Source organism: Pseudooctadecabacter sp., assembly GCF_965657175.1.
Classification (GTDB): Bacteria; Pseudomonadota; Alphaproteobacteria; order Rhodobacterales; family Rhodobacteraceae; genus Octadecabacter.
Genome location: NZ_CBFHNH010000003.1, coordinates 1 through 21,947 on the forward strand (window position 1 = coordinate 1; position 21,947 = coordinate 21,947).

20 protein-coding genes are annotated in these 21,947 nt (G+C 60.1%); 12 read left to right on the forward strand and 8 right to left on the reverse strand.

All coding sequences use genetic code 11. From position 1 onward, the window contains the following. The 4 genes from ACTG36_RS03945 to ACTG36_RS03960 all read left to right on the forward strand — a co-directional run. The coding region (locus ACTG36_RS03945; RefSeq protein WP_439141515.1) for an AAA family ATPase at nucleotides 1-482 on the forward strand (482 nt) is incomplete at its 5' end. Beyond that, nucleotides 479-1,354 (forward strand): DUF58 domain-containing protein, encoded by an 876-nt coding sequence (locus ACTG36_RS03950; RefSeq protein ID WP_375279692.1) that lies wholly within the window; start codon nucleotides 479-481, stop codon nucleotides 1,352-1,354. The genes ACTG36_RS03945 and ACTG36_RS03950, both read left to right, overlap by 4 nt. 187 nt (nucleotides 1,355-1,541) lie before the next feature. Continuing rightward, a complete protein-coding gene (locus tag ACTG36_RS03955) occupies nucleotides 1,542-4,301 on the forward strand; it encodes a DUF4159 domain-containing protein (protein WP_375279914.1) in 2,760 nt (919 codons plus the stop codon). A gap of 51 nt (nucleotides 4,302-4,352) precedes the next feature. Further along, on the forward strand, nucleotides 4,353-6,425 hold the full coding sequence (locus tag ACTG36_RS03960) for a hypothetical protein (protein WP_375279691.1): 2,073 nt from the start codon (nucleotides 4,353-4,355) through the stop codon (nucleotides 6,423-6,425). Here ACTG36_RS03960 and ACTG36_RS03965 read toward each other — a convergent pair. After that, entirely contained in the window at nucleotides 6,422-6,754 is a 333-nt protein-coding gene (locus tag ACTG36_RS03965) for a hypothetical protein (RefSeq protein WP_375279690.1), read from the reverse strand. The two genes, ACTG36_RS03960 and ACTG36_RS03965, sit on opposite strands and share 4 nt — an antisense overlap. A gap of 36 nt (nucleotides 6,755-6,790) precedes the next feature. Further along, nucleotides 6,791-7,492, reverse strand: coding sequence for a DUF599 domain-containing protein (locus ACTG36_RS03970; RefSeq protein WP_375279689.1), 702 nt, complete (start codon nucleotides 7,490-7,492; stop codon nucleotides 6,791-6,793). 81 nt (nucleotides 7,493-7,573) lie between these two features. Here ACTG36_RS03970 and ACTG36_RS03975 point away from each other — a divergent pair, with 81 nt between their 5' ends. From ACTG36_RS03975 to ACTG36_RS04000, 6 genes are all read left to right on the forward strand, one after another. Further along, nucleotides 7,574-9,013: an FAD-linked oxidase C-terminal domain-containing protein gene (locus ACTG36_RS03975; RefSeq protein WP_375279688.1), complete on the forward strand. Its 1,440-nt coding sequence runs from the start codon at nucleotides 7,574-7,576 to the stop codon at nucleotides 9,011-9,013. Between the two features lie 105 nt (nucleotides 9,014-9,118). Further along, nucleotides 9,119-10,219, forward strand: coding sequence for a glycolate oxidase subunit GlcE (gene glcE / locus ACTG36_RS03980; protein WP_439141518.1), 1,101 nt, complete (start codon nucleotides 9,119-9,121; stop codon nucleotides 10,217-10,219). Next, complete coding sequence (locus tag ACTG36_RS03985) at nucleotides 10,216-10,539, forward strand: hypothetical protein (protein WP_375281486.1); 324 nt, start codon at nucleotides 10,216-10,218, stop codon at nucleotides 10,537-10,539. The genes glcE and ACTG36_RS03985 overlap by 4 nt, the downstream gene beginning before the upstream one ends. A gap of 3 nt (nucleotides 10,540-10,542) precedes the next feature. Then, nucleotides 10,543-11,931 carry a glycolate oxidase subunit GlcF gene (gene glcF / locus ACTG36_RS03990; RefSeq protein WP_375281487.1) on the forward strand — a complete coding sequence of 463 codons (1,389 nt, stop codon included), beginning with the start codon at nucleotides 10,543-10,545 and terminating at the stop codon, nucleotides 11,929-11,931. A gap of 60 nt (nucleotides 11,932-11,991) precedes the next feature. Then, a complete protein-coding gene (locus ACTG36_RS03995) occupies nucleotides 11,992-12,804 on the forward strand; it encodes a trypsin-like serine peptidase (RefSeq protein WP_375281488.1) in 813 nt (270 codons plus the stop codon). A 157-nt stretch (nucleotides 12,805-12,961) separates the two neighbouring features. Next, nucleotides 12,962-13,429 carry an Hsp20 family protein gene (locus ACTG36_RS04000; protein WP_375281489.1) on the forward strand — a complete coding sequence of 156 codons (468 nt, stop codon included), beginning with the start codon at nucleotides 12,962-12,964 and terminating at the stop codon, nucleotides 13,427-13,429. Nucleotides 13,430-13,517: 88 nt separating this feature from the next. Here ACTG36_RS04000 and ACTG36_RS04005 read toward each other — a convergent pair whose 3' ends face one another. The 4 genes from ACTG36_RS04005 to ACTG36_RS04020 form a co-directional block, all read right to left on the reverse strand. After that, nucleotides 13,518-14,012 (reverse strand): pyridoxamine 5'-phosphate oxidase family protein, encoded by a 495-nt coding sequence (locus tag ACTG36_RS04005; RefSeq protein WP_375281490.1) that lies wholly within the window; start codon nucleotides 14,010-14,012, stop codon nucleotides 13,518-13,520. Between the two features lie 77 nt (nucleotides 14,013-14,089). Next, nucleotides 14,090-16,885 (reverse strand): DNA polymerase I, encoded by a 2,796-nt coding sequence (gene polA / locus ACTG36_RS04010; RefSeq protein ID WP_375281491.1) that lies wholly within the window; start codon nucleotides 16,883-16,885, stop codon nucleotides 14,090-14,092. Nucleotides 16,886-16,946: 61 nt separating this feature from the next. Beyond that, nucleotides 16,947-17,549 (reverse strand): Pr6Pr family membrane protein, encoded by a 603-nt coding sequence (locus ACTG36_RS04015; protein ID WP_375281492.1) that lies wholly within the window; start codon nucleotides 17,547-17,549, stop codon nucleotides 16,947-16,949. Beyond that, the gene (locus tag ACTG36_RS04020) at nucleotides 17,542-17,724 is read right to left on the reverse strand and encodes a zinc-finger domain-containing protein (protein WP_375281493.1); all 183 of its coding nucleotides are present in this window, start codon (nucleotides 17,722-17,724) and stop codon (nucleotides 17,542-17,544) included. Before ACTG36_RS04020 ends, ACTG36_RS04015 begins: the two co-directional genes overlap by 8 nt. A gap of 106 nt (nucleotides 17,725-17,830) precedes the next feature. On the opposite strand from ACTG36_RS04020, the gene ACTG36_RS04025 reads away from it, so the two are divergent. Next, nucleotides 17,831-18,757, forward strand: a complete 927-nt coding sequence (locus tag ACTG36_RS04025; protein ID WP_375281494.1) for an ABC transporter ATP-binding protein — start codon at nucleotides 17,831-17,833, stop codon at nucleotides 18,755-18,757. A 141-nt stretch (nucleotides 18,758-18,898) separates the two neighbouring features. On the opposite strand, the gene ACTG36_RS04030 is transcribed toward ACTG36_RS04025, so the two are convergent. Continuing rightward, nucleotides 18,899-19,261 (reverse strand): histidine triad nucleotide-binding protein, encoded by a 363-nt coding sequence (locus ACTG36_RS04030; RefSeq protein ID WP_375281495.1) that lies wholly within the window; start codon nucleotides 19,259-19,261, stop codon nucleotides 18,899-18,901. 8 nt (nucleotides 19,262-19,269) lie between these two features. After that, nucleotides 19,270-20,847, reverse strand: coding sequence for a DUF5928 domain-containing protein (locus tag ACTG36_RS04035; protein WP_375281496.1), 1,578 nt, complete (start codon nucleotides 20,845-20,847; stop codon nucleotides 19,270-19,272). Between the two features lie 140 nt (nucleotides 20,848-20,987). Between ACTG36_RS04035 and ACTG36_RS04040 the strand changes: the two genes are divergently transcribed. Continuing rightward, entirely contained in the window at nucleotides 20,988-21,806 is an 819-nt protein-coding gene (locus ACTG36_RS04040) for a sulfotransferase family protein (RefSeq protein WP_375281497.1), read from the forward strand. Nucleotides 21,807-21,947: the final 141 nt, after the last annotated feature.

A 21,947-nucleotide genomic window follows, 5' to 3' on the forward strand; every position in this document is an offset into this window, starting at 1 on the left:
TGGACCGGTTCCTTGTCCAGATCGACGTACCCTACCCCGACCGCGACACCGAACGCGACATCCTGATCGCCACGACCGGCGTGGCAGAAGAAGAGGCAACAGCCGTCTTCACCGCTGACGAATTGCTTGCCGCCCAAACCCTGTTGCGCCGGATGCCCGTGGGCGACGCCATTGTGGAAATGATCCTTGATCTGGTGCGCGCCTGCCGCCCCGACGACGACAGCGCGCCCGAAGTGGTCAAATCGAACGTCAGCTGGGGCCCTGGCCCACGTGCCGCACAGGCACTTATGCTGACCGTCCGCGCAGAAGCGCTGTTGCGCGGCCGCCTTGTGCCCTCCGCCGAAGACGTCCGCGCCATGGCAGCACCGGTGCTGACTCACCGCATGGCGCTCAGCTTTGCGGCGCGCGCACGTGGTGAAAATCTGGCGGCGGTTATTGACCAAGTCGCAGCCTCCGTCACGCAAGTGACCGCCGCCGCATGAGCGACGCCCCCCTCACCCTCAGATCCGGCGCGGAGACCCTCGCGGCCCCCTTCCCGCCGCTTCTGGCTGAGGCCGAACATCTGGCCTCAACCGTTCTGGTGGGCGATCATGGGCGCAGGCGCGCCGGGCTGGGCGATACGTTCTGGCAATACCGCCCCGCGCAAAACCACGATGAGATGCGCAGCATCGACTGGCGCCGGTCCGCACGGTCAGACGCGCAATTCGTACAAGACAAGGAATGGCAGATTGCGCAGTCGATCCTGCTGTGGGTCGATCAGGGCGCGTCCATGTCGTTTACGTCGCTCAAGGATGGGACGACCAAAGTCAGTCGCGCCCGCACCCTTGCCTTGGCCACCGCCATCCTGCTGCTGCGTGGCGGCGAACGGGTGGGCCTGACCGGCAATCTGTTGCCGCCGCGTCGGGGCGAAACACAGGTCGCGCAAATAGCCCAGCTGCTCAGCGAGGATCACGAAAGCGATTTCGCAGCCCCAGACGCCCGTGGCATGCTGCCCCATTCAAGGGCGTTGTTCGTGTCCGATTTCATGGGCGACCTGACCCAGATCGAGGCCGCGATGGGCAAGGCCGCCGATGCGGACGTGCGCGGCGCGTTGGTGCAAATCCTTGATCCCGCTGAAGAAGCCTTCCCCTTCGACGGACGCACCATTTTTGAAAGCATGTCAGGCACCCTGCGTCACGAGACCCTGAAGGCGGGCGATTTGCGCGCCCGCTATCTGGATCGCCTCGCAGAACGCAAAGACCGCCTTGCCACTTTGGCGCGCACCTGCGGCTGGCAATTTCACACCCACCACACGGACGCCAGCGCCACGTCTGCCCTGCTGTGGACCTACACCGCGCTGGAGCGCCGCATCTGATGGCCCATGCTGACCCTACGACCCGCCCGTTTTCGGATGAAAATCCCCCTCAGAGGTTTACCACTCCGGCTCGAACTCTCTGGTTCAAAAATACCTCGGGGGAGCGCGCAGCGCGGGGGCGGAGCCCCTCTTGCGGCGTAGCCGCCCGGATCGGATGGGCACAGCCCATTCGACAGAAAGCGCGACCATGCTGACCCTCGGCCCCCTCGCCTTTGCAGCGCCATGGTTGTTGTTGGGCCTTATCGTCCTGCCAATTCTATGGGTGCTTTTGCGCGCCGTACCGCCTGCCCCGATCCGCCGCCGTTTTCCCGGCGTAGCGTTGTTGCTGGGCCTGATGGATGACGACAGCCAGACGGACCGGACGCCGTGGTGGCTCCTATTGCTGCGCCTGCTGGCAATGGCCGCAATCATCACCGCCTTCGCCGGTCCCGTCCTCAATCCGCAAGACCGCACAGCGGGCAGCGGTCCGCTCCTGATCCTGACAGACGGCACTTGGGCCTCTGCCCGTGACTGGCCCCGACGGGTGGACCGCATCGATGCAGCCTTGGACGAAGCCGCCCGCGATGGCCGGCCCGCCGCCGTGGTCAGCCTGACGGACCTGCCGCCAGATGGCCCCGTTTTCCAAGACGCCCAAGCTGTGCAGCTGCGCCTGCCGTCCTTGCAACCCGCGCCCTTCGCACCTGATCCGCAGGGCGTGGCTGCATGGTCCGATACACTGACCGCGGATTTTGACACCTTCTGGGTCACCGACGGACTGGCCCGTGACGGTCGCGAAGACCTCCTCTCAGCGCTCGAAGCGCGCGGCACTGTGACGGTCTTCACCTCCCCCCGCGCGATCCTCGGGTTGCGCGGCGCCGAGGTCGTTGATGGCATCATCACCGTCACCGCCCTTCGGGCAACAGCCGGATCACAACGCGACACCACCATCGCCGCCTACGGACTTGATCCCGCCGGCACCGAACGTCGTCTGGCCACAGCCACCGCCGCGTTTGACCCCGCCGCGACAGAGGCTACGGCGACGTTTGACCTACCCCCCGAATTGCGCAACCGCGTCACACGGTTTGAGATCGAAGGCCAGCGGTCAGCCGGTGCCGTCACCTTGACGGATGATGCCCTTAAACGTCGCGAAGTGGCGCTTTTGGCCGGGGCGTCTGAAACCGAAACCCTCGACCTGTTGTCACCGCTTCATTACCTCGAACAGGCGCTGATCCCGACGGCGGATTTGATCGACGGCACCCTTGAAGATGTCCTTTTGGCCAATCCGGATGTGATTATCCTGGCCGATGTGGCCAACCTCACCGCGGTAGAGGCCGACGCCACCGAAGACTGGGTAGACCAAGGCGGTCTGCTGGTCCGTTTTGCCGGCCCCCGTCTTGCCGCCTCCGACATTTCGCGCACCGACGAAGACCCGTTGATGCCCGTGCGTTTGCGCATCGGCGGGCGGTCCATCGGGGGGGCCATGTCGTGGGGGGAACCCAAGGCGTTGGCCGAATTCCCCGACATCTCGCCGTTTTTCGGGCTGCCCGTGCCCGACGATGTATCGATTTCGGCGCAGGTGATGGCCCAGCCCGACCCGACCTTGGCGCAGCGTGTCATCGCACAACTGGCTGACGGTACACCCTTGGTCACACGCAAACCGTTGGGCGAAGGATCGGTTGTCCTGTTCCACGTGACCGCGAATGCAGAATGGTCCACGCTGCCACTATCGGGACTGTTTGTGCAAATGTTGGAACGCATGGCGATTTCCACACGGCCCTCGGCACCGGATGCCGATGAATTGGCAGGCACCACTTGGCTGCCCGAAGATGTCTTGACCGCCTTTGGTGATCTGGAACGGGCGGACACATTGCCCGGCGTACCGGGCGAAGACATTGCAACCGCAGCACCCTCCGCCGCGATGCCGCCTGGTCTTTATGCAGGCGAAGACCGGCGGATCGCGGTCAATATCATCGCAGCCGAAGACACCCTGTCCGCCGCCATCTGGCCCGCGCGAATCACTGTTGAGGGGTTGAACGTGGTACGTGAAACACTTTTGAAAGGCTGGCTGCTGGCGGCAGCGCTTGTGCTGCTGAGCATCGACATCATCGCATCGCTTGCCCTATCGGGCCGCCTGCGTGGTCCCCGCGCCACCGCCACGGCTATGGTCGCACTTACCGCTTTTTCCATGCCCTTTGACCTTCAGGCGCAAGAGGACGCCTTCGCCATTGAGGCCACGTCCAACGTGCAGCTGGCCTACGTCATCACCGGCGATAGCCGCGTGGATGAGATGTCGGATGCGGGCCTGTACGGGCTGTCCAACACTTTGTTCCAACGCACATCGATTGAGCCGACCCTGCCTGTGGGCATAGACATAGAAGTCGACGAACTGGCATTTTTCCCGTTCATCTATTGGCCCGTGACAGCCGACCAGCCCCTCCCCACGCGGGAGGCTTATGCCAAATTGAACCGCTACTTGCGGTCCGGCGGGATGATCCTGTTCGACACCCGTGATGCAGATCTGGCGCGCTTCGGATCGGCCTCCCCCGAGGGGCGCAAACTGCAGGCTATTGCGCGCAGCCTTGATATTCCCGCCCTTGAACCGATCCCGCAAGACCATGTTCTGACGCGCACATTTTATCTACTGCAAGACTTCCCCGGTCGCCATGCCAGCCGCGATGTCTGGGTCGAGGCCGCACCCGCCAGTGCCACCCAAGCCGAAGGCATGCCCTTCCGTGACCTCAATGACGGAGTGACGCCAGTGGTGGTGGGCGGCAATGATTGGGCCGCCGCCTGGGCGCAGGACCGATCTGGCAACGCCATGGTGCCCATCGGGCGCGGCATGGCAGGCGAACGTCAACGAGAGATTGCCATGCGGTTCGGGGTGAACCTGATCATGCATGTGCTGACCGGCAACTATAAATCCGATCAGGTCCATGTGCCTGCTTTGCTCGACAGGTTGGGGCAATGAGGATGTGTCGGATTTTAGGTATTTTTGAACCAGAGAAACAGGGGCCATCCTATGACCGGTAGCGTCGTTCTTGACCCTTTGGTCCCGCTGGTGGTGCTTTATGTGCTGGCAGGTATTGCAGCACTGGGGCTGGCCTTTGCCATCTGGCGGGGTTTGCTAGGCTGGGCCTTGCGCGCCCTTGCGGCGATTGTGATCCTTGGGGCCATCGCCAATCCGTCTTTGCAGCAAGAAGACCGTGCGGCGCTGTCTGACATCGTCGTCGCAGTCGTCGATGAAAGCGCCAGCCAACGGATCGCGGACCGGCCAGATCAAACCGCCGATGCATTGGCCAACCTGCAATCTGAAATTGCGGACCGGCCCAACACCGAACTGCGCGTCGTGACCCTTGGCGACGCCGATGGTGACGGCGGTACGCAGTTGATGACAGCCCTGTCCGAAGCCTTGTCAGAAGAACCCCAGGCCCGCGTCGCTGGCATGGTATTGATCACCGATGGGCGGCTTCATGATCTTGAATCTGCACCCCCTATTTTGCCCGCCCCGCTGCACGTCCTTTTGACGGGGCGTGACAGCGACTGGGACCGGCGTTTGGTCGTGCAAAATGCGCCAGCCTTTGCCATTTTAGGCGAACCTGTCACCCTGACGTTGCGCATCGAAGACCAAGGCGCAGCCCCCGCCACCGACCTTGTGGATTTGACCATTGCCATCGACGGCGGTGCACCTTTGGCCTTTCAGATCCCCGTCAATGAAGACATCGAACTGCCCATTGATCTGCCCCACGGCGGCATGAATGTCATGCAATTTGCAACCCCCGTTGCCGAGGGAGAGCTGACGGACCGCAACAACGAAGCGGTCGTGCAGATCAACGGCGTCCGCGACCGTTTGCGTGTGCTTCTGGTGTCGGGGGAACCGCACGCGGGCGAACGCACGTGGCGCAATCTGCTGAAATCGGACAGCTCTGTTGATCTGGTGCATTTCACCATCCTCCGTCCGCCAGAAAAACAGGACGGCGTGCCCGTCAATGAACTCAGCCTGATTGCCTTTCCCACGCGGGAATTGTTCCTCGAGAAGGTCGATGAATTCGATCTGATCATTTTTGACCGCTACAAACGGCGCGGTATCCTGCCGTCGATCTATCTGGAAAACATCGGCACCTATGTGGAAAATGGCGGGGCTGTCTTGATCGCGGCGGGGCCGGATTATGCCTCCGCCGATAGCATCTACCGCTCCCCCTTGGGGGCTGTTTTGCCTGGAGCGCCAACGGCGCGGGTCTACGAGGAAGGGTTCACGCCGCTGATCTCAGACCTCGGGCAGCGCCATCCCGTCACGACAGGGCTTGAGGCCTTTGCCCCTACGTCAGGCGAAGACGGGCTGCCCGGCTGGGGCCGCTGGTTCCGCCATGTTGAAGTGACGCCGACACAGAGCGCGGATGTTGTGATGACCGGCGCGAACGATCTACCCTTGCTGATGCTTGACCGGATCGGTGAGGGCCGCGTGGCGCTGATGGCGTCGGATCATTCATGGCTGTGGGATCGCGGCTATGAAGGGGGCGGGCCGCAGTTGGAATTGCTGCGCCGTCTGGCCCATTGGATGATGAAGGAGCCCGAGCTTGAAGAGGAGGCCCTTTGGGTCGAACCAAACGGGCTGACCATGCGAATCATCCGCCGCACCTTGGACGACACGACGGGGCCGGTCACGATCATCCACCCTGATGGCACCGAAACCATCGTAGACTTGGAAGAGGTTTCCCCCGGTCGGTATGAATTGTTGTGGGACGCACCGGAGGTTGGCCTGTACCGTCTTCGCGATGCTGAGACTGAAACGGTGATCGCGTTGGGGCCAGCAGCGCCGCGCGAATTTGAACAGACCATCGCCAGCGCGACGGATCTGACCGACCTGATGGCTGCCACCAATGGCGGCGTCACGTTGATCGAAGGCGGTCTTCCCTCCGTCCGTGCGGTGCGTGCGGGGCGGCCTGCGGTGGGCAATGGATGGATCGGGATTACCCCGCGCGACGCCTACAGGACCGCCGATGTCAGCGTCACACCGATTTTGCCCGCTTGGGCGGCGTTGTTGCTGGCCGGTTTGTTGGTGATCGGGGCTTGGCTGCGCGAAGGACGCCGTTAGCGGATCGCGAAACGTGTTGTGGTCGCGGACCAACCGCCCACGGAATCTGAAGCGCGGATAAACACCTCTGTCACATCGGCGGGAACTGCGATGCTGGATGACCGCGTAAAGGGTTGTTCATCCACATGGGGATGGGCCAGATTGCGGGTGCCCAGAACCGTGCCGTCTGCAAGTTCGACCCGCCATCCATCAGCATAATCGTCCCAGCCCGTGTCCCCATGGGACAGGGTCACGCTGAAGCGGCCACCGGAATAGGTGACTTCCTCAACCTTGGGGGCGTCAGCAAAGGCCGGAGCGGCCATAAGAACCAGGGGCAGGACATACTTCATACGGGGATACATACGCCGATTTTTGGCGCTGCCAAGTCACGTGTCGGTGTCAGACAGCACAATCGCGCGGGGGATTGATGCGAACTCGCGGCTCCAGACCAGCCACGACACCATGACCAGCGCCAGACCAAGGCCCAAGGGCCCCACCAACCACGCCACAGCACCCAGCGCGAAATACATCGCCCGCAGCCCACGGTTAAAATTCATGGCTGCACGGATGTTCAATTCAGCGGCTTTGGCCGCCAGACCTGCGGTGCGGGGATCGGCGGGGTCATTGGGCACAGCCCCCATCATCACCGAACAATACCCAAACACCCGATTGGCCCAGACGAATTTCAAAAACGCATTGCCCAGCAAAAGCAGCACCAAGGTCAGTTTCAGCTGCAAAACCACCGCAGGCGCATCGCCCTGCCCGATCCCTGCCGCCAATCCGCGCAACGGGTCCACGTTGCCGATCAGCGCCAGTAAACCACCCAGCGCCAACAAACAGGTGGAGGCGAAGAAAGACGTGCCTTGCCGCAGGCTCATCATCACTTGCGCGTCGAAAATGCGCGGCTCTCGCGTGGTCATCACCTCCATCCATTGGCGCCGGTATTCAGACATCAGGACCGTCACGGACGGTCGTTTTTTCGTGGGATGTTCGATCAGCCAACTCAGGCCGAGCCAGACACACAGGTAGGCTGCGACCAATACGCCGTCGATCCATGTGAGGCTTTGAAATGCAGTCAGAAGGTTCATGTGTCGCACCCTAGGCGCAAAGCGGGGGATGGACACGGGGTGAAATTGGTTATATTTCCTTACCAATCAAAGGAGACGCCCATGGACATGCCTGCCCCCAGCCCCGCCGTTCTGTCGCGCAAGGCCCAGATTGTTGAAAGATTGCAATCGGTTCTGCCCAAAAGCGCCGTCATCCATACCGAATCCGAGGTCCGCGCCTACGAATGCGACGCCTTGACCGCCTATAAGTGTCCGCCCTTGTGCGCCGTGCTGCCGTCGTCCACCGAAGAGGTCGCGGCGGCCTTGAAAATTTGCCACGACATGGGCGTGCCAGTCGTGCCGCGCGGGTCTGGCACATCGCTGGCAGGTGGGGCCCTGCCCACAGCCGATTGTGTGATCCTTGGCACGGCCCGTTTGAACGCGGTGCTGGAGACCAATTACGAAGACCGTTACATCCGGGTCGGATCGGGGCGCACGAACCTGAGCGTGACCGGCGCTGTTGAGGCGGAGGATTTCTTCTACGCCCCCGACCCGTCCAGCCAGTTGGCATGCGCCATTGCGGGCAATATTGCGATGAATTCCGGCGGCGCGCATTGCCTGAAATACGGGGTCACGACGAACAACCTGTTGGGTGTGAAGATGGTGCTGATGGACGGCACGGTGACCGACATCGGCGGCGCGCATCTGGATGCGGCAGGCCTTGATCTGTTGGGGTTGATCTGCGGGTCCGAAGGCCAGTTGGGCGTGGTGACCGAAGCCACCTTGCGCATTTTGCGCAAACCCGAGGGCGCGCGGCCCGTCTTGATGGCCTTTAACGACAACGAAGTGGCGGGTGCCTGTGTGGCCGACATCATCAAGGCAGGTGTGCTGCCCGTGGCCATCGAATTCATGGATCGGTTGTGCATCGAGACAACAGAGCGTTACGCGCAGGCGGGCTATCCCGACAGTGAGGCTTTGTTGATTGTTGAGGTCGAAGGGTCCGACCCCGAGATTGATGAACAGCTTGCCCTGATCCTCGACATCGCGCGCCGTCACGACCCGGTTGAGCTGCGCGAGGCCAAAAGCGCCGATGAGGCTGCCCGTATCTGGCTGGGCCGCAAGTCCGCCTTTGGGGCCATCGGCCAGATTAGTGATTATATGTGTCTGGATGGCACGATCCCCGTGTCCTCCCTGCCCATGGTGCTGCGCCGGATCGGTGAGTTGTCCGAGGAATACGGCCTGAAGGTCGGGAATGTCTTTCACGCCGGCGACGGCAATATGCACCCCTTGATCTGTTACGACGCCAACAAACCCGGCGATCTGGAACTGTGTGAGGCCATGGGCGCGGAGATCCTCAAGCTGTGCGTGGATGCGGGCGGCTGTTTGACCGGAGAGCACGGTGTCGGCATCGAAAAGCGTGATCTGATGACACATCAATTCGCCCCGCAGGATCTGGAAATCCAGATGGCAGTGAAGGATGTGTTTGATCCCATGTGGCTTTTGAACCCAGCCAAGGTCTTTCCGTTGGACAGCAGCGAGACGCGGCGCATTGCGGCAGAGTGAGGGATGATCTGACGATCAGCGCCTGCGGCGGGCGTGGGAGGGGGCGCTGCCCCCCGGCCTGCGGCCTCCCCCCGAGGTATTTTTGAACCAGAGAAGACGAAGGTCATGACAGCAACCACTGAAGACACCATCGCAGAGGCCATTAAGGCCGCAACGGGGCCTTTGCGCATTCGCGGGGGCGGGACGCGTGACATTGGCACCCCGGTGGTGGGGGACTTGCTGGATGTGTCCGGCCTGTCTGGCATATCTTTGTATGAGCCTGGCGCTCTGACGCTTGTGGCGCAGGCCGGCACGCCTGTTGCTGAGATTGAGGCGGCACTGGATGCTGAAAACCAGCGGCTGGCATTCGAGCCGATGGATCACCGCGCGCTGTTGGGCACCAAAGGCTCGCCCACCATCGGGGGCGTAGTCGCAGCGAACGTGAGCGGGCCGCGCCGTATCGCAGTGGGGGCCTGTCGCGATCACATGCTGGGGGTGCGGTTTGTGGATGGGGCGGGCACGATCCTTAAGAACGGGGGGCGCGTCATGAAAAACGTCACGGGCTATGATCTGGTGAAGCTGATGAGCGGGTCTTACGGCACTTTGGGTGTTCTGACGGAGGTGTCTTTGAAGGTCCTCCCCAAGCCAGAGACGTCAGCCACCTTACGGGTGGAGGGTCTGTCCACGGCACAGGCCGTGGCTGCCATGTCAGCGGCCCTTGGATCGCCCTATGAAGTCACAGGCGCCGCGCAAACGGATGCGACCTATTTGCGGATCGAAGGGTTTGATGCCTCGGTCGCGTATCGGACGGGGCAGCTGACGTCCCTGCTCGGGGCGTTCGGAGAGGTGTCTGTACTTGATGCGAAGGCAACCTGCACTCTGTGGGCTGACATTCGCGATGTCGCCGCCTTTGCGAAAGCCGAGGGCGACGTCTGGCGCATCTCAGTCAAGCCGAGCGATGCGCCGCAGGTGATTGCTGCGCTGCCTGACGGGACTAAGACACTCTTGGACTGGGGCGGCGGGTTGATTTGGGCCTGCACACCGGCTGGCACGGACATCCGGCCTTTGGCAACGGCAGGCCATGCCACGCTGATCCGTGCCGGTGCCGAAACCCGCGCCACGTTGCCGGTGTTTGAGCCGCAGGATCATGTGACCGCGACCCTTTCGCAGGGTCTGCGCCAAAAGTTCGACCCGCGCGGCATCCTCAATCCGGGGCTGATGGCATGATCAGCGGTTTGACCTTCACCTTTGTACTGCTGCCCTGCATTGGCGCCTGCGTGCTGGCGGCCCTTGTGCGGCACTGGCAGTTGGCGGCGGCTGGATTGGCGGGTGGATTGGGCCTCGCGTTTCTCGCACCGACCCTACCAGGTGCAATCGGCCTGATCGGTTTACCGCTGTTTATTGGCGTGGCTTTGGGCGGGCTGGCGATGGTCATTGCCCTGCCGCGCCGCCCGACCATGGACATCTGGGGCCGGATGCTGACGGCGCTTGCCGTGGCCTTCACGGCCTCTTTCCTCAATCTGCTTCTGAATGTGAACGGACTTTAACCCATGCAAACGACCTTCACCGAAGACCAGTTAAAAGACCCCCAGATCGCGCGCGCCAACCAGATCTTGCGGACCTGCGTGCACTGCGGGTTTTGCACGGCGACCTGCCCGACCTACCAAGTGCTGGGCGACGAGTTGGACAGCCCACGGGGGCGTATTTACCTTATCAAGGACATGCTCGAAAACGAACGTGTCCCGGATGAGAAGACTGTCAAGCACATCGACCGCTGCCTGTCCTGTCTGGCTTGCATGACGACCTGCCCCAGCGGCGTTCATTATATGCATCTTGTCGATCATGCCCGTGAATACATCGAAGACAATTACAACCGCCCATGGTCGGATCGCGCTTTGCGGTGGGTGCTTGCGCGCATCCTTCCCTACCCCATGCGGTTCCGCGTGGCGTTGTTGGGTGCCAAGATCGGGCGGCCCTTTGCGCGGCTGATGCCCGATGCCCGTCTGCGCGCCATGGTGGAGATGGCACCGAAAACCATCCCGCCAGTGTCGCGCAATGATGACCCGCAGACCTTTCCGGCCCAGCAAAAGAAAATGCGCGTGGCGCTGATGACGGGCTGTGCGCAAAAGGCGCTGAACACTGACATCAACGACGCCACGATCCGCCTGCTGACTCGGCTGGGGGCCGAGGTCGTCGTGGCCGAAGGGGCGGGCTGCTGTGGGGCGCTGACCCACCACATGGGCAAAACGTCCGAAAGCCACGCCACCGCCGCTAAAAACATCCGCGCCTGGACCAAGGAGATCGAGGGCGAGGGGCTTGATGCGATCGTCATCAACACTTCCGGCTGTGGGACGACTGTCAAAGACTACGGCCATATGTTTGCAGGCACTGATCTGACAGACGAGGCCAAGGCCATCGCAACGCGTGCCAAGGACGTGAGTGAGGTTTTGATCGACCTTCTGCCTGACGGGGCTGAGGCCTTCACCCTCAACACAGCCAAATCACAAGTTGCTGGCACCGATGCCGCGTCGATCCCCACCCAAGGGGAAGGCCGCCTGACAGTGGCCTATCATGCTGCGTGTTCGCTCCAGCACGGCCAACAGATCAAAACCTATCCCAAAGACCTATTGAAACGCGCGGGGTTCAAAGTGGCCGAACCTGCAGACAGTCACCTGTGTTGTGGATCAGCTGGCACCTACAACCTGATGCAGCCCGAGATTTCCAAGCAGCTGAAAGCCCGCAAGGTTGAAACGTTGGAAGCTGTGCAGCCCGATATCATCGCCGCCGGAAACATCGGCTGCATGATGCAAATCGGTGGGGCCACGGATGTGCCCATTGTGCATACCGTCGAGTTGCTGGATTGGGCCACCGGCGGGCCACAGCCGCCCGCCCTGACAGCCCCCGGAAAACGCGCGCCAGAGGTTCCCATCCTGCGGTAACTGCGCCACATTTGTGCCCAAATCGCCACGTAGCTTGCGATGATCACACCGAGGGCCCCTATGCGCGCAACACTTTTGACTTTGGCCTTGGCCATTTTCGCAGCCTTCGGCGCGCAGGCACAGACAACGGCCTTGCGCGAACTGGCCACCGGCAATGACGCGCGCGGCTGGGAGGCTGTGGGTCGTCTGGATATCGACGGCAAAGGGTTTTGCACCGGTGCCTTGATCGCCCCCGATCTGGTTCTGACCGCCGCCCATTGCATGTTCGAAGACGCCTCAAGCGTGGCCGTGGACCCAAACCGGATTTCGTTCCTTGCAGGCCTTCGTGGTGGCCGGCCAGAGGCCACGCGCAACATCCGCCGCGCCATTATCCACCCGTCCTATGCCCACACGGGGGCGGCAACCAACGATATCGTGCCCTTCGACGTGGCGCTCCTGCAACTCAGCCAGCCGATCCGGACGTCCCGTGTCGTCCCATTTGAGGTATCGACCCGCACCGGTCGTGGTACAGAAATCGGCGTTGTGTCCTATGCCGAAAACCGCGCTGACGCGCCTTCATTGCAGCAGATTTGCAATGTCTTGGGCCAGCAAGAAGGCATCTTGATCATGGATTGCGATGTGACCTTTGGCGCGTCTGGCGCACCGATCTTTCGCACAGAAAACGGCGTGCCACGGCTTGTCTCTGTGGTTTCCGCCATGGCGGAACTGGATGGTGAAAAGGTGGCCCTTGGAATGGATCTTGCGGCCCCGATTGCCATTTTGCGATCCGAGCTGGAAAAGCAACAAGGCCGTTTCAACACCCCGCCCACGACAGCGCGTATCATCCGCCCTGGCGAACGCACCGACACTGGGGCGCTTTTCGTTCGACCTTGATTTCCAACGATAATTTTCTGCACAGCCTCCCCTTGAAAGCTGCGCAACATCTTCCCAAATAATCCTCACAAGGCGCCGATACTGGGTCTTGTACTAACCCGCCGGGCCCGAATGGGACGGCATTATATACGCAATGATCGCTCAATGGAGGATACCCATGCGAACCTTTGACCTTGCTCCGCTGCACCGTGCCAGCGTCGGTTTTGACCAAGTTGCCCAGATGATGGACCGCGTTCTATCAAACGACACCGGCAGCCAGAGCTACCCTCCCTACAACATCGAAAAACTGGCCGATGACGGCTGGCGCATTTCCATCGCCGTGGCCGGCTTCTCCGAAGACGACCTCCATGTTGAAGTGAAGGAAAACGCCCTGCATGTGACCGCCAAAAAAGCCGAAGACACGGCTGAGCGGACCTATCTGCACCGTGGCATCGCCACGCGCGCCTTTTCCCGCCGCTTCCATCTGGCCGACCACGTCCGCGTGACGGGTGCGTCCCATGAAAACGGCATGCTGCACATCGAACTGGTGCGCGAAGTGCCCGAGGCGTTGAAACCGCGCCGGATCGAAATCACGACGGCCGCCCCCAAGGCGCAAGACGTGATTGACGCCGAAAAGGTGAACTAAGACCTCCCCCATCGTCTTCCTCCCGAGACGACGAAGGGCCGCCCAAACCGGGCGGCCCTTTTGTGTTTCAACATCTTAAAGCGTCAGATCAAAAGGTGATCTTACCGCTCCAACCGCCCAAGTCGGGCTTCGTCTCTGTCATCTTCGCTTTGGCGATCTCGTAGAAAAACCGCACCGGATTGTCGTCGGTGATGGTCGCTTCCGCCGTGCGGGGCGTAAAGCTCATCAGGCGGACATCGGGGTCTTGCTTGCCGTCTTCAAACCATGCGCCCATCATGGACGACCAAATCTCATCCAGGACCTGCGCGTCGTTTTCGGCAGCCAACGTCCCTTCGACATCGGCCCAAATGCCTTCACGGCGTTCGGATACGACCATGCGTGCCTCACGTGCGCCACCCTTGATGGACATGTGAAGGCCCGTGCCCTCAGCGGTGACAAACCAGATTTTGCCGTCCTTGCCGTCGTCAAGGATCTTGGGCGTCATCGGGATTAGGCTGTCGCCCTTGATGCCCAGCATGCATTCGGACACGTCTTCCATGGCATCCCAAAATTCGGCTTTGATATCGTGGCTCGCGTCTTTCATCGGACTCTCCTGTGTGTTTCAGGAGGATCAACCCGCAGCCCTCACGCTTGGTTCCCGTGCACTAAAATTCCGGAATTTTAGTGCGCCTCCGCCCAAGTGGCACCAATCCCTGCATCCACGACCAACGGCACGTCAAACTTCACCGCCGGATCAGCCGCGTTTTCCATCACATCGCGGGCCACGCCGATCAGATCGTCGGCGGCGTCCTTGTCGACCTCGAACACCAGTTCATCGTGGACCTGCAACAGCATCTTGGCAGGCAGCCCCGCAATCGCGTCATCCATGCGGATCATCGCACGCCGGATCACATCCGCAGCTGTGCCTTGGATGGGCGCATTGATCGCCGCACGTTTGGCAAAGCCCGCGCCAGGCCCTTTGGCGTTGATCTCTGGCGTGTGGATTTTGCGACCGAAGAGCGTTTCTACACGGTTGTGCTCTTTGGCAAATGCGACAGTGTCGTCCATGTACTTTCGGATGCCAGGAAAGCGTTCGAAATACCGGTCGATGAACCCCTGCGCCTCGGCCCGTGGGATGCGCAGATTGCGCGCCAGACCAAAGCCGCTGATGCCGTAAATCACGCCAAAGTTGATCGCCTTGGCCTGACGGCGCACGTTGGGCGTCATCTCATCCAGCGGGACATCAAACATTTCAGACGCGGTCATGGCGTGAATGTCGTGGCCTTCTGCGAAGGCCTGTTTCAGCGCGGGAATGTCGGCGATATGGGCCAGAATGCGTAACTCGATCTGGCTATAATCCAGCGCCACCAACACCTTGCCCTCTTCGGCGACAAACGCCTCGCGGATGCGGCGGCCTTCTTCTGTGCGGATCGGGATGTTTTGCAGGTTCGGGTCGGTAGAGGCCAGCCGCCCCGTATTGGCCCCCGTGATCGCGTAGGACGTATGCACGCGGCCTGTCTCATCGTTGATATGGGTCTGCAGAGCGTCGGTATATGTCGATTTCAGCTTGCTCAGCTGACGCCAATCCAGCACCCGTGCGGGGAATTCATGTTCGGTCGCCAAGTCCTCAAGAATATCGGCACCGGTGGAATATTTCCCCGTCTTGCCCTTCTTGCCGCCTTCTAACCCCATCTTATCAAAGAGGATTTCACCCACCTGTGCGGGCGATCCAACGTTGAACTTTTCGCCCGCCAATTCGTATAACTCATCCTCCAAACCGGCCATCTTTTGGCTGAAGGCATTGGACATCCGGCTCAGCGTATCGCGGTCCACCTTGATCCCCGACATCTCCATACGCGCCAGCACAGGCACCAGCGGCCGTTCAAGCGTTTCATAGACGGTCGTGACCTGTTTGCGGTGCAGCTGCGGTTTGAACATCTGCCACAAACGCAAGGTGATATCCGCGTCTTCGGCCGCATAGCGCACCGCATCTTCAACCGGCACTCGGTCGAACGTCTTGGCCGATTTTCCGGTGCCCAAAAGCGATTTAATCTCAATCGGCTTGTGGCCCAGATAGCGTTCCGACAGACCGTCCATCCCGTGATTATGAAGCCCCGCATTCATCGCGTAAGACATCAGCATCGTGTCATCAATGGGCGCCACATTCACGCCAATGCGCGCGAAAATCTTGGCGTCGTATTTCATGTTTTGCCCGATTTTGAGGATACTGTCGTCCTCCAACATGGGCTTGAGGATCGCCAGAGCCTCCTCAAAATCCATCTGACCTTCGGCCAGCGTATCATCGCCGAACAGATCATCCGCCGCCCCGCCCTTGTGGGTCAGTGGCACGTAACAGGCGTGCCCTGCGTCCACACACAACGACACGCCCACAAGCTCTGCCCGCATTTCGTTCAGCGCCGTGGTCTCGGTATCGACCGCCACATAGCCGCGCCCGTAAATCCGCGCGATCCATGCCTTCAGCGCATCGGCATCCTTGACCCAATCATAGGTCGCGTCTTCAAAAGATGGCTGTTCCGGCGCGTCCTCAGCCTCAGCCGCGGGGGCCGTGTCTTCGATGACGGGGGCGTCAACATCCAGTTTTTCAGAAATCCGTTTCACAATGGTGCGGAATTCCATCTGCGCTAGAAACTCCAACAGTTTCTCAGGCTCAGGGTCACGCACCTCAAGATCGTCGAGGGTGAACGGCAAATCCATGTTCACATCCAGCGCGACCAGCTTTTTGGACAGCTCAATCTGCTCACGCTTCTCTATCAAAGTCTCACGCCGTTTGGGCTGTTTGATCTCACTCGCGCGGTCGAGCAGCGTTTCCAGATCACCGTATTCATTAATCAACAAAGCCGCCGTCTTAATCCCGATCCCGGGCGCGCCTGGCACGTTGTCCACGCTGTCACCGGCCAAGGCCTGCACGTCGATCACCCGTTCGGGACCCACGCCAAACTTTTCCTCGACCCCCTCACGGTCGATGACCTTGTTGCCCTTCATGGCATCCATCATCACGACGCCGTCGCCCACCAACTGCATCAAGTCCTTGTCGGAGGAGATGATCGTACAGCGCCCCCCGGCTTCGCGGGCTTGGCGTGCAAGGGTGGCGATGATGTCATCGGCCTCGAACCCTTCAATCTCTTCGCAGGCGATGTTGAAGGCGCGGGTGGCATCGCGGGTCAGCGGGATCTGCGGTCGCAAATCCTCTGGCATCGCCTCACGGTTGGCTTTGTATTGATCGTAAAGGTCATTGCGGAACGTATGGCTGCCCTTGTCGAAAATCACCGCAACATGGGTCACATCCCCGCCAGCGTTTCCTTCCACATAGCGTTGCAGCATGTTGCAAAAGCCGGACACGGCCCCCACGGGCAAGCCATCCGATTTCCGCGTCAAAGGCGGCAGCGCATGATACGCCCGAAAAATGAACGCCGATCCGTCGATCAGGTGAAGGTGACAACCTTTTCCGAACGCCATTGCATACCCCCTTTGTGCAGACCCTCCCTAGGTAGCGGGGTCCGCGCAGGGGTTCAATCGTTCAAGCGCCGCGCGCCATCATCCGCGCGCCAAGGATGACCCCGACGCCCGCGGTCAAAAACACCAGCGCCAAACCGGCCACCCAAAGGGCGACGCCCCCCGCGCCCAACTCCGCCACGTTCAAAAAGAAGTACGGATAGACCCCATCGAACGTGCCCCGAAGAATGGCATAGACCGAATAGACGATGGGATAAGCCGCCCAAATCAATAGATCTCGCCATGCCAGCCGCCCTTTGGGCAAAGCGAACAGCCATACACCGATAAAGGCCGCCGGAATGACCGTGTGAACCATCGTGTCCACCGCCAGATCAAGGCCCACCAAATTGCGCCCTTCCGCCAAAAGCGCGTGATACACGCCCGCAACCAACGCAATGGCCAAGGCACTGCCCGCCGTCAGCCACTGCGGCGCAGCGCGCCCCATGGCGATGCCGACAGCAACCACGCCCACAAGGGTGTTCGTCCAGATCGTAAAGAACCGGTAATCAATCCACGCAGCCCCAAGGACCGAAGTTCCGTTTTCCTGCGCTGTCATGTTCAATCGGACCGCCAGCGTCACCGCGACGGCAAGCGCGATCATCGCCGCAACAGCACGGGTTTTACTCACCTGCGTCCGCCTTGCTGGCGTGGACATAGCGCGCGTCACAGTAGGAACATTCGACCCAGCCCGTATCGCGTGGAATTTGCAGCCAGACACGCGGATGACCCAAAGCGCCTTCGCCCCCGTCACAGGCAATCCGCCAGTCGTTCACAATCTTGGTTTCGGGCGCTGGTTGAGCCATGGATTTGCCTCTGGGTTGTGGGCACGCTAGGTGCCCTTTGGAAGGGTCGTGTTGACGCGGCATACTAGCGATCCTTCGTCCATGAACAAGACGGGAAACGCCCAGCATGTCTCAGAACGCGATTGAAATCACCGGCCTGAAAAAGACCTACGCCGCAACCAAGCGCAGTCCCGCAAAAGAGGCATTGCAAGGCGTTGACTTGACGGTCCCACGTGGATCGATCTTTGGGCTTCTGGGGCCAAATGGTGCGGGCAAATCCACGCTGATCAACATCCTCGCGGGCCTTGTGACCAAATCCGCTGGCGCCGTGACCATCTGGGGCTTTGACCAAGACCGCAATCCGCGCCAATCGCGCGCTGCCATTGGCATCATGCCGCAAGAACCCAACCTTGATCCCTTCTTCACCCCGCGCGGGTCCCTCGATGTACAGGCGGGTCTTTACGGCGTACCCAAGGCGCAGCGCCGCACCGATGAACTTCTTGAACTTACAGGGCTAACGGACAAGGCCAATGCCTACGCGCGGTCCCTGTCTGGCGGCATGCGACGCCGCTTGCTCCTAGGCAAGGCGCTGGTCCACAGCCCCCAAATCCTTGTCCTCGATGAACCCACCGCTGGCGTCGACATCGAATTGCGCAACTTGCTTTGGCAAAACGTGCGGCGTCTCAATGACGACGGGATGACGATCATCCTGACGACCCATTACCTCGAAGAGGCCGAACAGATGTGCGACCAGATCGCCATCATCAACCACGGGGCGGTCATCGCCAATGACACAACGTCCAATCTTCTCAGCCAGCTGGACGCCAAAACGCTGGTCATCACCCCGGACCGCCCCACCGATCTGCCCGCCTTGCCGCCGCAAATCACGGGCACTGCACGGGACAACGGCACCTTGGCCTTCACCTATAAGACCAGCCAGACCCGCGCGGATGAGGTGCTTGATCTTCTGCGCGCGGCCTCAATCTCGATCAAAGACGTCCGCACCGAAGACCCCGACCTCGAAGACGTCTTCCTCGACCTTACCCGCGCCTGACGCGCGGCGGTCGAACACGCGGGCCTTCATTCTTCTGATCCGAAAACTCCGGGGGAGGCCGCAGGCCGGGGGCAGCGCCCCTCCCGCGTGCGCAGCACGCGCGGATCGGACAGGCAAAGCCTGTTCGATAAAGACCGGGGGTTAACGAGCCACCATCGGCCCCATATCGCGCCCGCCCAAGATGTGGACGTGCAAATGCGGAACCTCTTGGACGCCGTCCTCACGCGCGTTGGAAATCGCCCGAAACCCGTTTTCGACACCTGTGATCTCACACACTTTGGCCACGGCCCGCATGTAGCCCACGATCTCTGCGTCACTGGCTTCCGTACAAAAATGATCCATCGACACATATGGCCCTTTGGGGATCACCAGGACATGTACCGGCGCTTTGGGCGCGATGTCGTGAAACGCCAAGGCGTGTTCGTCTTCATAGACCGTTTTGTTCGGGATTTCGCCGCGCAGGATTTTGGCAAAGATATTCTGGTCGTCGTAAACAAAATCCATGGGGTTCCTCAGTCAGCAAAAAGATACGGCGTCTGCGCCAGATTGCGGGCAATGTCTTCGGGCAAGCTCAAAAATTCAACCAGCGGCGTTGTGTTTTCATCGGGGCTGTCTGCTTCGCGAATGCGGTAGTGGTTCTCGAACCCCTCATCCCCGATCCGGTCACTCTCATACACTACATCGTAACGAATGGTCGGCAGCAGCTGCTGCATCGTCTCCTCCGCCGTCTGCTCACCTGCAAGTCCCACACGTTTCGCGTGGCCAATCAGGTATTCATCGGAAAATTCACACTGAATTTCCAACAACCGCGTCGTCGACCGGTCCGAAAAGAAATCCTGCATCAGATCCAGGTTCGCCGTATCCAGACAAATGATCAGACGGTCTGTCTCATAGTAATCAAACAACATCCGCATCAACGCCCGCCTGTGGCGCGTTCGTTTGCCCAAGGTCGTTTGAATACCGCCCAGATCAGGCAGTGGCGTGTGTTCCTCGTTGAACAGATAGTCAATCGCCGGGATGTTCGTGTGATGCTGGATCGACCCCACCAGCCGCTTTGCCACATGCCATTTTTTGCAGGCAATGATCATCAGTTCCCGTTCACGGCCCAAAGAGGCCTCGGTCTCCCAGAACCGCGGCGCGAACCGCCGGCCAATCCGGCCGCGACCGGTCAGGAAGTGAAACAGCCGGTTGCCCTCGTTCGAGATTTTGAAATCATCCCGCTCAGATGCATAAAGCCGCCCAAGACGGTCCTTCAGCGCCGTGGCCTCAGGGCTGATCTTGCGTGCAAACAGGAAATCCTGGCTCAGCAACAAATCGTAGTGATCGTTGTAAAACGTCACGGGCATCCCGTAGTCGGTGAACATCAGGAATGTCAGCGTGCGGGTGCGGATTTCAGGCTCAGGCACCAGATGGCGCACGAGGGTCTGAAAGAATGTCTCATCCGGAATCCATGTGGTGCGGAAAAAGCGCATCACGTCAGGACGGTTGCGCGTCATGTCGAGGATCCATTCCACCGTCCGGCGCCGCAAACACCACCACTGCGACCCGATCATGATCTGCAAATCCGCCGGAATCTCCCGTTCAAGACCCAACTTTCGCTGCGCCCACCACGAATTGTAGAACAGCGATTTATGGGTCCGCTCGTTAAAGAAGTGACGGTAAATCAACCGTTCTTCCTTCATGCCGGTCTTGATCCAGTCACTCTCAAAGAAATCAAAACTCTCGATGTAGTCACAATCGTCGGAGTCCAGAAATTCCTTGGCGAATTTGGCGGATTTGATCGCCATGCAATCGCCCGACACCATGTAAAAATGCGTGGCCCTCGGGAACGCCTGAACCGCAGCCTCAACCGCGTATAACGTCGCTTGCACCAACGACCACTCCCCCCACCCGCATTTGATGCGTTTGGTGGCGTAAGCGACGTTGGGATTGTCTTTGAGTTTCGACTGAATCAGGTCAAAATAAGCCTTGGGGGCACTGGCATCAAAGTGGATCGAAATATAGTCACCAACCGCCGTCAGCTGTTCGGCCTGCTGCACGATGGCCTCAGGGTCTTTATGACACAGCAGGATGAAGGCAATTTTTGCCATATCGGAAACAATATTCCCCTAGGATGATCAGTGTTTTAGATATGTAAACGTGAAGACGGATTGAATAAACACGATTTCTTTGCTTTTTTGCACAAAAGCTGGCCGGACCAACGGCACGGCAAATATATGAGGACAAGAGTATGGGGTTTCCCGGGACCTGGATGACCGAAAGTGAGAGTGTGGTGTACCGCGTGGTGCCCAAATGCGCCTGCTCGACCATCGGTCAAATCATGTATTATTCGGACCATGGCGAATTCTTCGACGGCGACATTCACGACGCGCAGGGCGGGATGCACAAATGGGCGATGGATGACAGCCAGCCGCTGATCACCAACAACGTTAAAAACCATTCAAGCTATGCGTTCACCTGCGTGCGCAATCCCTACACCCGCATCCTGTCGTCGTTCTTTGACAAAATTTGCGGCATTCAGCGCAACGGCAAACGGTATCGCGGCAATCTGGTCCCGTTGCTTATCCAGAAATACGGGATTGAGGTCGGATCCCCCGAAGACGGGTTTGAATTCGACCAAATCAAATCCTTCCGCCGGTTTTTGCTGTTCGCCCGCGACACCATCCGCTGGCGCCGCCCGATGGACCCAGACATCCACTGGTCGGCCATGTCGGGCCACATTTCGACGTTCATCGTGAACGGCGGGCGCTACGACAAGATTTTCTGGACCGAACAGTTCAACGACGGCATGCAGCAGGTTCTTGACGCGATCGAGACCCCGAAAGCCATCGATCTGGGCGAAATACCCCGCTTCAACGAAAGCGAAGGCCACGGCCCCAAACGTGCCCATCCGGTTGAAGACTACTTCGACGATTTGTCGATGCATTTGGTCTATGAAATCTACAAACGGGATTTCAATCTGTTCAAATACGACTTCGAAAACCCCGGCAACAAGATGCCCATCGGTGAAATTGACCTTGATGAGGTGCACGCCAAACTGGGGGAATGATCTGACGATCAGCGCCTGCGGCGGGCGGGGGGCGGTCTTTGCCCCGTCTTTACCGGCCACTAACGTTAGCGCGCCATGATCCCGAAGCGGCACAGGGAGGCATCCCGATGACCGTAACCGAAGAAGCCGCCACTTGATCTG